General features: G+C 69.2%; 8 protein-coding genes. All 8 read left to right on the top strand.

Annotated elements, in window-relative coordinates:
• Positions 1 to 6 precede the first annotated feature (6 nt).
• The 8 genes from ACO0M4_RS00095 to ACO0M4_RS00060 all read left to right on the top strand — a co-directional run bounded on the left by ACO0M4_RS00095 (position 7) and on the right by ACO0M4_RS00060 (position 13,087).
• Entirely contained in the window at positions 7 to 2,148 is a 2,142-nt protein-coding gene (locus ACO0M4_RS00095) for an ATP-binding protein (protein ID WP_430367444.1), read from the top strand.
• A gap of 254 nt (positions 2,149 to 2,402) precedes the next feature.
• Entirely contained in the window at positions 2,403 to 2,648 is a 246-nt protein-coding gene (locus ACO0M4_RS00090; RefSeq protein ID WP_430367443.1) for a hypothetical protein, read from the top strand.
• On the top strand, positions 2,645 to 9,682 hold the full coding sequence (locus ACO0M4_RS00085) for an eCIS core domain-containing protein (RefSeq protein WP_430367442.1): 7,038 nt from the start codon (positions 2,645 to 2,647) through the stop codon (positions 9,680 to 9,682). Before ACO0M4_RS00090 ends, ACO0M4_RS00085 begins: the two co-directional genes overlap by 4 nt.
• A gap of 14 nt (positions 9,683 to 9,696) precedes the next feature.
• Positions 9,697 to 10,308 (top strand): hypothetical protein, encoded by a 612-nt coding sequence (locus ACO0M4_RS00080; RefSeq protein ID WP_430367441.1) that lies wholly within the window; start codon positions 9,697 to 9,699, stop codon positions 10,306 to 10,308.
• Entirely contained in the window at positions 10,305 to 10,976 is a 672-nt protein-coding gene (locus tag ACO0M4_RS00075) for a hypothetical protein (protein WP_430367440.1), read from the top strand. The genes ACO0M4_RS00080 and ACO0M4_RS00075 overlap by 4 nt, the downstream gene beginning before the upstream one ends.
• Positions 10,977 to 10,979: 3 nt before the next feature.
• On the top strand, positions 10,980 to 11,366 hold the full coding sequence (locus ACO0M4_RS00070) for a hypothetical protein (RefSeq protein ID WP_430367439.1): 387 nt from the start codon (positions 10,980 to 10,982) through the stop codon (positions 11,364 to 11,366).
• Positions 11,359 to 12,504, top strand: a complete 1,146-nt coding sequence (locus tag ACO0M4_RS00065) for a hypothetical protein (protein ID WP_430367438.1) — start codon at positions 11,359 to 11,361, stop codon at positions 12,502 to 12,504. Before ACO0M4_RS00070 ends, ACO0M4_RS00065 begins: the two co-directional genes overlap by 8 nt.
• 58 nt (positions 12,505 to 12,562) lie before the next feature.
• Positions 12,563 to 13,087 carry a phage baseplate assembly protein V gene (locus ACO0M4_RS00060; RefSeq protein WP_430367437.1) on the top strand — a complete coding sequence of 175 codons (525 nt, stop codon included), beginning with the start codon at positions 12,563 to 12,565 and terminating at the stop codon, positions 13,085 to 13,087.
• Positions 13,088 to 13,095: the final 8 nt, after the last annotated feature.

Below are 13,095 nucleotides of genomic sequence, written 5' to 3'. Positions count from 1 at the left end.
GAGGACATGGCGGGCACCGGCGGGAGCGGCCCCGGGGCGGCGGCGCACGGCGGCGCGGACGGGAAAGCGGGCGGGGAAGCGGGCGGGGAGGCGCTGGCCGCCGCCGTCCGGGGCGTGCTCGCGCGCCTGGACGCGCATGCCGCCCGCGCCCACGGAAACGCCCCGACGGGCGAACCCGAGGACGAACAGCAGGACGAACAGCAGGGCGAACAGCAGGGCGGCAACAGGAAAGAGAACGGGAACGGGAAGGGGAGAGGCAACGGGAACAGGAGCGGCAACGAGGGCTCGGGCGCGGGCGGAAACGGCCGGCGTACCGGCGCCCCCCGCGCGCTCGCCACCGGCACCCCCTCCCCCCGGGCCCTCGACACCCTCACCGCCTGCTTCGGGCTGACGCCCTTCGAGCGGCAGGTCGTGCTGCTCGCCGCGGCCGCCGAACTGGACCCGACCACCGCTGTCCGCTGCGCCGCCGCCTGCGGCGATCCGACCCGCCCGTACCCCACGTTCTCGCTCGCCCTGGCGGCGCTCGACGAACCCCACTGGAGCGCCCTGACCCCGGTCGCCCCGCTGCGCCGCTGGCGGCTGGTCGAGGTGGCGGACGAGACCGGGTTGACCACCGGCCGGCTGCGCCTCGACGAGCGGATCCTGCACTTCCTGGCCGGCGCGCCCTACCTGGATGCCCGACTGCACGGCCAACTCCGCCGCACCGGCGCGCCCGAGACCCTGCCGCCCGGGTACGAGGCGGCCGCCCTGCGGGTGGCGGCGGGCTGGGCGGGCGCCGGCCCGGACGCCCCGCTCCGCGTCGAACTGGTCGGCGGCGACCTGCGGACCCGCGGGGAGATCGCGGCCACCGCGGCCCGCCGTTCGGGGCTCGGCCTGTACTCGATGGCCGCCACGGACCTTCCGACCGACCCCGCCGAACGGGACCGGCTGGCCCGGCTCTGGCAGCGGGAGGCGATCCTGCTGCCGGCCGCGCTGCTAGTCGAGGTCGGCGAGTTGGACCGCGAGCAGTACGCCGCAGCGGACGCCTTCATCGCGGGGGCCGCCGTCCCGCTGGTCGTCTCCAGCCAGGACCCGCGGCAGACCGGCCAGCCGCGCGGCGAGCGGGTCACCGTACCGAAGCTCTCCGACGAGGAGCAGCTGGGGCTCTGGGCGGACGCCTTCACCGACCTCCCCGAGGTAACGGACCGTCATCTTGCTTCGCTGGTCGCCCAGTTCCAGCTCGCGCCGCACGTCATCCGCGCGGCCGCCGCCGCCGTGCGCCGCGACCTGCCGGCCTCCGACACCCTCGACGCCGCCGAGCTGGCCTGGCAGGCCGGCCTCACCGAGGCGCGGATGGGCCTGGACGAGCTGGGCCGCCGGATCGAACCGCGGGCCGACTGGGACGATCTGGTGCTCGCCGACCGCCAGTTGCGCATCCTCCAGGAAGTCGTCGCGCACGTACGCCAGCGCGCCACCGTCTACCAGGACTGGGGCTTCGCGAAGTCGCTGCGCAGCGGTCTGGGCGTCACCGCGCTCTTCGCGGGCGGTTCCGGCACCGGCAAGACGCTGGCCGCCGAGGTGATGGCCAAGGAACTGGGCCTGGACCTCTTCGTCATCGACCTCTCCCAGGTCGTCAGCAAGTACATCGGCGAGACGGAGAAGAACCTCAGCCGGGTCTTCGACGCGGCCGAGCGCGGCGGGGCGCTGCTCCTCTTCGACGAGGCGGACGCGCTGTTCGGCAAGCGCAGCGAGGTCAAGGACAGCCACGACCGCTACGCCAACCTGGAGGTCAGCTACCTGCTGATGCGGATGGAGGCGTACCGCGGCCTGGCCGTCCTCACCACCAACATGAAGAAGGCCCTGGACTCGGCCTTCATGCGGCGGATCCGCTTCGTAGTCGACTTCCCCTTCCCCACCGAACGGGAGCGGGCGGAGATCTGGCGCCGGGTGCTGCCGGCGCAGGCTCCGACGAAGGGCATCGACCCGGCGCTGCTGGCCCAACTCACCGTCGCCGGCGGCTCGATCCGCAACATCGCGCTCTCCGGCGCCTTCCTAGCCGCGGAGGAGGGCGACCGCCTCCAGATGCGCCACATGCTGGCCGCGGCCCGCACCGAGTACCTGAAGTTGGAACGTTCTCTGGCGCCGTCGGAGGTCCACGGATGGGTCTGAACCACGAGGTCGGCAGGAACGTCGCGCGGGCGGCTGGAAGCGGTCCGGGGCAGGGGGGCGGTCGGGGTGCCGTAGCCGGTACCGGTCGGGGTGCCGCAGCCGGTACCGGTCCCGGTGCCGGAGTCGGAATCGGTGCCGCGTCACCGTCACCGTCGCCGTCGCCGTCGCCGGTACCGGGAGCGGCAGCACCGGCGGCCGAGGGGCCGCAGTCCGCCCGTTCCGCCGGCACGTTCCGAATCGAGATCGACGAGTTGGTGCTGGACGGCTTCGACGCCCGGGTGGATCCGAGCCGGGTATCGGCCGCCTTCCAGGCCGAGTTGAGCCGTCTCGTACGCGAGCGGGGCGTACCGCTGGCGGCGGACGGTGGTGGTGCGGGCATCGCGCTCGACGGGCTCGCCGGCCTGCCGCCGCTGCCGGCCACCACCCACCCCGTACGGCTGGGTGAGGCACTGGCCCGTGCGGTGCACGCGGGCCTCGCCGGACGGGGGGAGGCGCGATGAGCAGCTCGGCCCGGTCGGCCGCCCAGGACGGCCAGTCCGCCCGCGACGAACGGCGTCGCAAGCGCAAGGAGCGGTCCGCCAGGTCCGCCGCCCCCGAGCCCAAGCGCATCGTCAGCGGCGCCGGCCAGCCCCTCGACCTGAGCGTCCGCCGTGAGCTGGAGGAACAGCTCGGCCACGACTTCAGCCAGGTCCGCCTGCACACCGACCGCGACTCCGGGCAGCTCGCCGAGCTGATGGGCGCCGACGCGTTCGCCGTCGGCCAGGACATCTTCTTCCGCGCGGGCACCTACCGCCCCGGTACGGCCGACGGCCAGCGCCTCCTCGCCCACGAACTCCTGCACACCGTCCAGAACCCGCACGGCCTGGGCGCGCTGCGTGCCGGCCGCGACCTGGGCGCGGTCAGCCTGCCGCAGGAGACCGTCGAACGGGAGGCGGAGTCGGCGGCGCAGGAGTCCGTCCGGTCCGCCATGCTGGGCGCCGTACGGGCGGCCGAGCCGGCGGCCGAGATCGAACCGGGCCAGGCCACCCCGGGCTGGCTGCGCTACGCCACGGTGGACGCCGACCGCCGCCGCAGGGAGCTGATCGACCCGGCGACGCTGGTGGACCGGCTGGCCAACGGGGTGCTGCGGTCGTTGCGGGGGGATCCGGAGGACCGCTCCAAGCGCGCCCGGATGCAACTGGCGCAGCTGCCCGACGAGTTGCAGGACGCGGTGCTGGAGCGGCTGGAGCGGCGACTGCTCAGCTCGGAGCACGAGCGGGTGCTCGACCTCGTCGCGGAGATCGAGGCCGACGAGGACCTGGAACGCGGTTCGCTCGATGCGCCGGTGATCGAGACGGACCCCGCCGAGGCACTGCGGTTCACCCGCGAGAGCGAGTGGCGGGCGGCGGCCGAACAGCGGGAGCAGGAGCAGAAGCCGGGCCTGGCGCCCGGGCCGGAGAAGGACGAGGACGAGGCGGCGGGCGCCACCGGGAGCACCCCGCGAAACGGCGGGACCCGGGAGGACGGCACCACTCCGCAGGGCGGCGGCACACCGGGCGGGCCCGTCTCGGAGGGCGGGAACGCGGGGCCGGAGCAGCGTCGGGGTGGCGGGGGCTCGTCCCCAGGGCCCGCTGCCGGGGCGCCGGGTGCCGCGCCCGCACAGCAGGCGCCGGAGTCCGCGCCCGCGGCACCGGGCGGTCAGCCGGCGGACCGGGCGGCGGCCGACGGTGGGCAGTCCACCGGGGGGACGTCCGCTGACGGTCAGTCCTCCCGCGGGCAGTCCTCCGACGGGCAGTCCTCCGACAGTGGGCAGGGGGCCGGGCAACAGGCCGGGGGCAAGACGGACGCCGGGGCCGACGGCAAGGAAGGCACCGAACGCGAGGGCACCCCGGTGGCCAGCAAGGAGGAGTCCGCGGCCAAGAACCGTCCGGGCGCCGTCGACGCGCTGGTGGCGGGGAAGCAGCTGAACCCGGCGGACAAGCGGGGGCAGGAGAAGCCTTCGGGTTCGCCGTCTACGGCGGGGGCCGGGGCGCAGCAGCCCGGGGCGGTGAGCACGCTCGACGGGGTCCGCACCCAGGACCTCGAAGGCCCTCAGACGCAGGCCGACGAGGACCCGTTCGGCGCGGGCAGCGAGTCCGAGGTGGACGTCGGGGGCGAGGAGCCGAGCGCCTGGGACGTCACGTTGCAGCCGGACGACTACCTCCCGGCCCAGGACCTGGACGTGTCCGCCGTACCGACCGCGGACCAGCTGGACCCGTCCTCGTCCGGCAGCCCGGCGGCCCCGTCGTTCCCGGCTCCGCCGGTGACCAAGGCCGACAAGGTGCAGGCGGAGCGGGCCGCCGAGGACGCGGAGGATGCGACGGCGGACGCCGGGCCCGAGGAGGACGTCGACGACGGGCCGGTCGGTGCGGGGGCCTCGACCGAGGCGGACGGGGCGGGGCCGGACGACGGGCCGGACGACGGGCTCGCCGCGGACCGGGCCGCCGACGCGCGGACGGCGCCGGGTACCGCGTCGAAGGATCCGAAGAGCGGCGCCGACCCGAAGGCCGGTCCGGTGGCCGCGCAGGTGGCGGTGCAGGTGGCGGTGCAGGAGGCGCCGGGCCGGCCGGAGGGCGGCGGGGCGGCTCAGGAGCAGGCGGCCAAGGAGGAGAAGGGCACGCCGGCCGCGGGCGACGCGTCGGGGGCCGGGCAGGAGAAGAGCTCCCCGCAGGCGGCGGGCGGTGAGTCGGCCGCGGCCGGGGCCGCGGGCGGCGGGGAGCAGCAGAAGGCCGAGGCGGCACCGGCGGACAAGGGCGCCCCGGCGGGCGGCGCCCAGACGTCGTCGCCGGGGCGGGACAGCCATGTCTCCGGCGGGTCCAACGCGGACGCCTCCGGTGGGGCGAGCGCGGACGCGGCCGCCGGGGCGCGGCGCGAGCCGTCGGGCGAGGGGACCGGGGCCCGTACGGAGGAGCCCGCGGCCCGTACGGAGGGGCCGGCGCAGAAGGGTGCCCCGGCGGGCGCGCAGCATGGCGCGGGCGGTGCTGCGCCGTCGGCCAAGGCCGCCCCCGAGGCTCCGGCGGCCGACGCGCCGGCGCCGGCCGCCAAGGAGGAGCGGGCGCCCGAGGCCGCGGCCCGGCCGGCGCCGGCCGCCCAGGGCGCAGGCGGAGGCGGCGGTGGGGGCGGCAGTGCGGCCGTGCCCGTGAAGAAGGCCAAGAAGGACTCCGGGCCGGCACCAAACCTGTCGAACGTCTCCCCCGAGGCCGGCCTGTCGACCGCGTCGAAACTCAAGCCGCACAAGGCACTTGAGGCCATGGGCGGGGTGGGCGGTGCGGTGGACCGCACGGTCGGCGACGAGCACAAGGCGCTGGCCGCGGCGCCGCCCTCGATGCAGCGTCCGGCCGGTGCGCCGCAGACCCTCCAGGGCCAGCCGAAGACCGACGCCCCGGCGCAGTACGACCAGAACCCGGCGCAGAAGAGCGACGCGCCCAACGCCGACAAGGCCGAGGTCACCGGCGCCAAGGAGCCCGAGGGTCAGATCGAGGCGGAGAAGGCCGAGGACCCGAGCGGCTGGCAGACCTTCAAGATGGCCCTGGGATTCGGTCTCGGAACGGTCGCGGGCTGGTTCGGCTTCAAGGTCGACAAGCAGGAACTGGCCGCCAAGTTCGCCGGGTTGCCGACGAAGGACGAGGCGCTGAAGAAGGCCCAGGCGGGCAATGCGCCGGGCGTGCAGATGCAGGGTGCCGCCGGGGCGAAGGCCGACGAGCAGGGCGGCGCCGTCGACGCCAAGGGCCAGGACACCGTCGCGACCGGCCGGGACGACGCGGGCCGGTCGATGGGCGAGGACCAGGTCTACCCGGACGCCCCCAAGGAGCAGATGGCCGCCAAGGTGCCCGGCGCCCAGGGCGGCAAGGGCGGCGGGCCGCAGGGGGCGGCGGACACCGGGGCGGTACCGCCCGACGCGGCTTCGGAGGTGGCGGAGCACGAGCGGGGGCCGCAGTTCCAGGCCGCGTTCGGCGACGGCCAGAAGAGCATGTCCCAGGGCCGCGAGAAGAAGGACCAGGACTTCCGCGACTCCCAGGAGAAGCACAAGAAGCAGGTCGACGCCGAGATCGACGGCAACACCAAGAGCCAGGCCGACGAGCGCGACAAGGCGATGGGCGAGGTCACCGACCACCGCTCCGACTGGCGCAAGGAACAAGACACGGAGCTGAAGAAGCTCGGCGACAAGAAGTCCGACCGGCACGACAAGGTCCGTAAGGACGTCAAGGACAAGGAAGAGAAGACCGACAAGGACACCACCAAAGAAAAGGAGGACGGCGACAAGCAGATCCAGGACAAGAACACCACGGCCGAGAACGACGCGAAGAAGAAGCGCGACGACAGCGTCAACGAGTCGGGGAACTGGCTCTCCGAGGGGTTCGACTGGATCAAGAACAAGGTCATCGAGATCAAGAACGCGATCGTCGATGTCATCAAGCGGGCCCGCGACGCCGTCGTCGGCTTCATCAAGCACTTCAAGGAGACGGTCGAGCGCTGGATCAACGAGGCGCGCCAGTACATCGCGGACGCCATCACGACCCTGATCAACGACCTGATCCAGTTCGCGAAGGACATGGTCCGCGCGGTCATCGAAATCGCCCTGCGCATACGCAAGTTGATCGCCCAACTCATCTCCGACGCGATCGCCCTCGTCAACAAGCTCGCCACGATGCTGAAGAAGGCGCTCAGCGACCTTCTCGACGCCATCGGCAAACTCCTCAGCGGAATTCTCGACATCCTCAAACAGGTCCTCGACGAAGCGGTCAAGCAGGTCATCGGGGCCATCAAGGGGGTCCTGGACTTCGCGTCGAAACTGCTGAGCGCGCTCGGCGACTGGATGCTGATCGCGGTCGACTTCCTCTCCGATCCGGGCGGCTGGCTGAGCGGCGCGAAGAACTCCGCCGTGGACGGCGCCAAGAACCACCTCTTCCGCGAGATTTCCACCGCCGTCAAACAGTGGTTCAAGGACAAGATCCAGGAAATCATCGGCGTCCCGAAGGCCATCCTGGACAAGCTCCTCAACGGCGGCTTCAAACTCGACGACATCGTCAAGGAAGCCTGGGAAGCGGTCCTCCCCCAACTCCCGCTCATCATCGGCGAACTGGTCATGACCAAGATCGTGGCCAAGCTGATCCCCGGGGCCGGCTGGGTGATGGCCGTCATCGACGCCATCCGCACCGCGTGGGGCGCGCTCAGCGCGATCCTGCGCGCGCTGTCCATGGTCCTCGACTGGCTGAAGGCGGTACGCGCGGGCGGCGCCGGCATCCTCTTCGCCAAGGCCGTCGCGGCGGGCGTGGTCGCCCTCCTCGAAACCCTCTACCAGTGGCTCCTGAACGGCATCGGCAAGTACGTCGCCAAGGTCGGCCAACGCCTCAAGGGCGTCGCCGCCCGCCTCGGCAAGGGCTTCGGCAAGGAAGGCCGCGGCGGCCCGAAGGGCGCCGCGGGCGAGGGCGGAGGCGGCAAGGGCGACCGAACCGGCGGCAAGAAGCCCCAGTCCGCCGACGCCCCTTCCAAGGAACCCGCCCCGAAGTCCGCCGGCGCCCCGGCCACCCGCCCGACGACCGCCAAGCCCCACGAGACCACGCCCGGCGAAAAACCGGGCGAGAAGCCGGGGGCCGGCAAGCCCACGTCCAAACCCGGCGAAACCCCGGAACGGCCGACCGCAGGCAAGCCCAAGTCCCCCGCCGACGAGCCCAAGAAGCCCACCGGCAACGACAAGAACGGCAAGCCCAAGACCACGGCCGACGAAAAGCCGGACACGCGCCCCACCCCGTCCCCCAAACCCAAGCCCGAACCGGAGCCCCGCCCCAAGGCCAAGCAGGACCCGGAATCCACACCCAAGCCCAAGGAGGACTCCCCCACCAAGCCCACCGACAAGGAACCCACCAAGCCCAAGGGCAACGAAAACCCGGGCACCAAGCCCAAAGAAGACCCCCACGACCCCAACAAACCCAACAAACCCAACAAACCCAAGGAAGAAGACCCCACCAAGCCCAAGCCCGGCAAGGAGGACGACCACCCCCGCAAACCCGGCGACAAACACCCGAGCGAAGACCCCAAAAAACCGAAGAACAAGCCCGACAAGGACCACGACCCAAAGAAGCCCAAGGAAGGCGACAACAAAAAGCCCAAACACCAGCCCGACGAAAAGGGCCCCCACAAACCCAAGGAAGACCACCCGAAGGGCAAGGACCCCAACAAGGAAAAGCAAGACAAGAAAGACAAGAAAAAGGAAGACGAGAACAAGAAGGACTCAAAGGACGCCCGGCTGGCGAAGATTGTCGCCAAACTGCGACCGCGACTTCAGCGCATGCTTCACAAGGGCACGAAAGGTTCTGCCCACAAGGTGGCCCTGTCGTCGATGCGCCTGTGGTATCGACTCACCGAACTGAACATGCTGGGCTCAAGGACGTTCGAAGACGAGGCCGTCCTCAACCCACGAAAGATGGTCATCAACGGAAAAGAGTTGGATTCAGAGCCGATCCTCCGCTACGTGCGAGACATGGAAAGAATGATCCTCAGCAAGGCAGGACAGCCCGGCCAAACCACAGGGAACGAACTGAATGGGCAAACAGAAACAGGGCCATCCGGATCGGATAGGCGACACTTGGACATCCCAAACCTCGACATTGCACGAGTCGTCGCCCTACTGAAAAAGGAAAAGACAACCACCCAGATATGGAATTGGGGAACTGAGCAGATTCACCGCACAAGGCTCGGCGGGTGGTACTTGCGCAAGTTCCGGGGCGGAAAGACGTTGCCGGAGCAGGGAGAGGGGACAACCACCTACGCGGACATCGAGTCCAGGATCCTGGCTGCCGGCGCCGAAAGGGAAGCCAGTGAAGCACTGGCCAGCACCCCGGGGGCGAACCGAACGCTGGGCCCCCGCCACATCTCCAGCGACATCGCCCTGCACAACTCTCTGTCGTATTTTGTCGAGAGGGATCGAAACCCTGGAAACATGGTCATGTCGACCTTGCAGACCGACTTGTTCGCTCAAAGCCTCAAGCTGAGTGGCGACGCGCGCAGAAAGTGGTTCCGGCAAGTATTCGGCATGAACACGATGTCCCCGCAGGGGGCACCAAAGGGCGGGACCCTACTTAAGAAGAAGAAGTACCTCAACAATGTGGGCACCATCGAGAAAGAGATCGACACTGAAACCAGGAAGGCGAAGAACAGGGGATACAGTTCAGACATCTTGAGCGATCCGCTCAAAATTCGCGCAGACATTGAGCGACAGATTTCGACCGAGATCGCCAAACTGCCGGAAAACCTCCAGGGCAACAAGAAGGGACTAAGTAAGGTCAGGAATCGCGTCGAGCGGAGCAACAAGGATCTCGTCAAGCTGGAAAGCCTGCATCACGGAAACAGCCTCGCGGAGCGCGAAATACGCCTCATCGAAGAATGGGTGAAGATTCAGGCCAGTGATATCGACGTTTCCGACGCCGTGACCGAGGAGCAAGTCCAGGAACAGCTGAAAGCCAAGATACGGGAGCGCCTCGAAATGCGTTACCCCTACATTCGGGAAGTGCCTTGACGAGAGGGGCAATCATGAAATCGCAGCATCCTCCGACGCGTCGGACACGACGCTTCCTGACGCAGGAATCAGAAAGCGAAGAACAGGTAAGTCGACTCGCGGCTACAGAGGGGTGGAGCAAAGTACTCGATGCTCCGACCAAGCGGTTCAGTTCAGATCCTCGACGCATCAGTTGGGAGATGGCGCCAGGAATCCTCTTCAACTATGTGAGCGACCGAAAGCTGCACACATCCTACGTCGTAATCACGAGCACAGAATCGGTCGACCTCAACCAGTACGAATCAGTACTGGTTGGAAGCGGACTCGCCGTATGCACTGATGCCAGCATTCTGGAGTCCATCGCCGAAGCGGCAACGCCCGAAGAGCGAGGGCGAGCACTCGTGCGGGCGGGAATCGGGGCGCCGTTGCTGCCTGACAATCGTTACTCCCGCGCATTCATCAGCGCCGTGCGGGATGCTTCTCCAGACGTACGAAAAAACGGCCTCATGGGGATTGGATACGCCGAGTGGGAACCTTTTCGAGAGCTGCTCGACGCCGTTGCGCAGCAGGACTCCAACGCCCAAGTGAGAAGCCTGGCAAAGCGCATGGCGACCGCCTTCGCCGAAGCTGGGATCGGTGAAGAATGACCCGCTACGCCGATATTCCCAAGCCTATCCGTTCCGGAATTGTTGTTGTCGATCCTGAGCTCGGGATCCCGCAGCGGATCATTGTGTTGCAGTTCAATCCCGACACGTTGGAGCGGCAGGTGGCGCCGCAGGCGGCCGGGGGCGAGGGGGACAGTGGGGGCGGCGGGGGTGGGAGTGGTGGGGATCGGAATGAGGCGTTGCGGCTGAAGGGGCCGGCGCAGGAGACGTGGAAGTTCACGGCTGAGATCGATGCCACCGATCAGTTGGATGTGGCGGCGCCGGACGGGATTCATCCGGAGTTGGCGGTGTTGGAGATGTTGGTGCAGCCGACCACCGCGCAGCTTTTGGCGGCGTCGAAGCTGACCAAGAACGGGACGATCGAGATCAGCCCCATCGAGACGCCGTTGACCCTGTTCACGTGGGGCAGTAAGCGGATCATGCCGGTGCGGTTGACGGAGTTGTCGGTCAACGAGTCGGCGTTCGATGTGAATCTCAATCCGATTCGGGCTTCGCTCAGTATCGGGATGAAGGTGTTGACGGTGAGTGATTTGCCGGCCGGGCATCCCGGGGCCGCGTTGTACCTCGCGCACCTGGCGCAGAAGGAGCAGTTGGCGCGGCGGGCGCGGGGCGGGTCGTTGGCGCAGTTGGGGTTGGGGAGGGGGATCTGAGGCATGGCCATCGAGCCGTATGAGAGTGCGTTGGACGACGTGCCCGGGGCGCATCCGTATCCGCGGAGCAGTCGGTATGCGGGCATCGAGATCGGGGTGCACGGCCTGCCCGATGGGACGGAAGTGCGGTATGCGAAGCGGAGGTTGTTGCCGCCGTTGCAGGATGCGGCCGACGAGGCCGTGCCGCATGTGGTGAGTGCGGGCGAGCGGCCCGATCAGCTCGGGCAGCGGTATTTCGGGGATCCGGGGCAGTGGTGGCGGATCGCGGATGCCAATCCGGTGTTGGAGCCGCGGGAGTTGACGGCGGAGCCCGGGGTGGAGATTGCCGTGCCGTTGCCGGGTGGGTTCGCCGGCGGTGTCGGCGGCGGGCCGGGGGTGCGGCATGGCTGACGGTGATGAGCCGGTCGGGCGGGGGCCGATTCACGTCTCGCTGTATATGGGGCCGAAGTTGGCGCGGTTGGTCCCGCAGGACGTGGTGGAGGCGCTGTTGTCGGCGCAGATCACCAGTACTGCGGGTGAACGGAGCGGGTTCCAGCTGGCGTTCGACCTGACGAAGAAGGGGGCGATCGTCGAGCGGTTGCTGCCGGAGGGGTTTTTTGATCCCAAGACGCGGGTCATCGTCTCCGTTGCGATCAAGGGGACGCCGGTGGTGTTGCTGGACGGGGTGATCGTTCGGCAGGAGGTGGGGAGCAGTAATCACCCGGGGCAGAGCACCCTGACGGTGACCGGGGAAGATCTGACGCTGTTGATGGATCTGGAGGAGCGGACGGATCGGTATCCGAACCTCGCGCCGTCGCAGCGGGTGGAGCGGATTCTGGGGAAGTACGCCGATTACGGGATCGATGCGCGGATCATTCGGGAGCAAATTCCGCAGCCGCCGCGGGAGCAGGTGCGGGTCGACTACCAGACGGGGACCGATCTTCAATACGTGAATGACCTGGCGCGGGCGAACGGGTACACGTTCTACCTGGAGCCGGGGCCGGTGCCGGGGCGGTCGACGGCTTTCTGGGGGCCGGAACAGCGGCTGGGACAGCGGCAGCACGCCCTGAATGTGAATATGGATGCGAACTCGACCGTCGATCAGTTGACGTTCGCCTATGACGGGACGGCGCGGGAAGAGCCGCAGGCGCGGGTACAGGACCCGGTGACGCGGCAGGCGCCGTTGCTGGCGCAGCCCGATATCAGTCCGCTGCGGCCGCCGTTGGGGCTGCGCGGGTCGCCGGCGCTCAAGCGGAAGACGCTGAGCGGTACGGCGAAGATGGACGAGGGGCTGGCGAAGGCCGAGGCGCTCGGTCGGGCCGCCACCAGTGCGGACGCCATTTCGGGGTCGGGGTCGCTGGATGTGACCCGGCATGGATATGTGCTCCGGCCACGGGAGTTGGTGGGGGTGCGGGGCGCCGGGGTCACCTATGACGGCGATTACTACGTGAAGACCGTGACGCACAATCTGCGGATCGGCTCGTACTTGCAGAATTTCACGCTGACGCGGGAGGGGCTGATCGCCCGTAGCGGCACTGTTCGACCCTAGCGCACCGCGTCCTTCGCGCGGAGCGACGCGCCACGGCACGTAAGGAGAGAAGCCCCGCATGGCTGCTGCACCGAACAACCGCTTCCTCGGTAAATTCCGGGGCCGGGTGGCGGCGAACGACGACCCGATGGGAGTCGGGCGGTTGAAGGTCCAGGTTCCGGATGTGTTGGGGGACGAGGTGTCGACCTGGGCCCTGCCGTGTTTCCCGTTCACGGGGGAGAAGGCCGGGCAGGTGGTGGTGCCGTCGGTCGGGGCCGGTGTGTGGGTGGAGTTCGAGCAGGGCGATCCCAGTTTCCCGGTGTGGGTGGGGTGTTGGTACGGCCGGCGGGAGGAATTGCCGGAGGATGCGCAGCGGGATCCGGCGATTTCCCGTCCGGTGGTGATCCAGACGCCCGGGAAGCACAAGATCGTGATGTCCGACGTGCCCACCGAGGGGATTTTGCTGGAGGCGCCGGGTGGGGCGTATGTGCGGATCGATGCCACGGGCGTCCATATCAGTAACGGGCTCGGGGCGTCGATTTCCCTCCGTGGCGAGCAAGTCGACGTGAATGACGGCCGGTTGACCGTGCAGAAGAAGCACTGACGGATTCG

The sequence above is a fragment of the Streptomyces sp. RGM 3693 genome (genome assembly GCF_050471125.1).
Taxonomy (GTDB): Bacteria; Actinomycetota; Actinomycetes; order Streptomycetales; family Streptomycetaceae; genus Streptomyces.
Note: the sequence above shows the minus strand (reverse complement) of the source record. Positions and strands in the feature narration are given on the sequence as shown.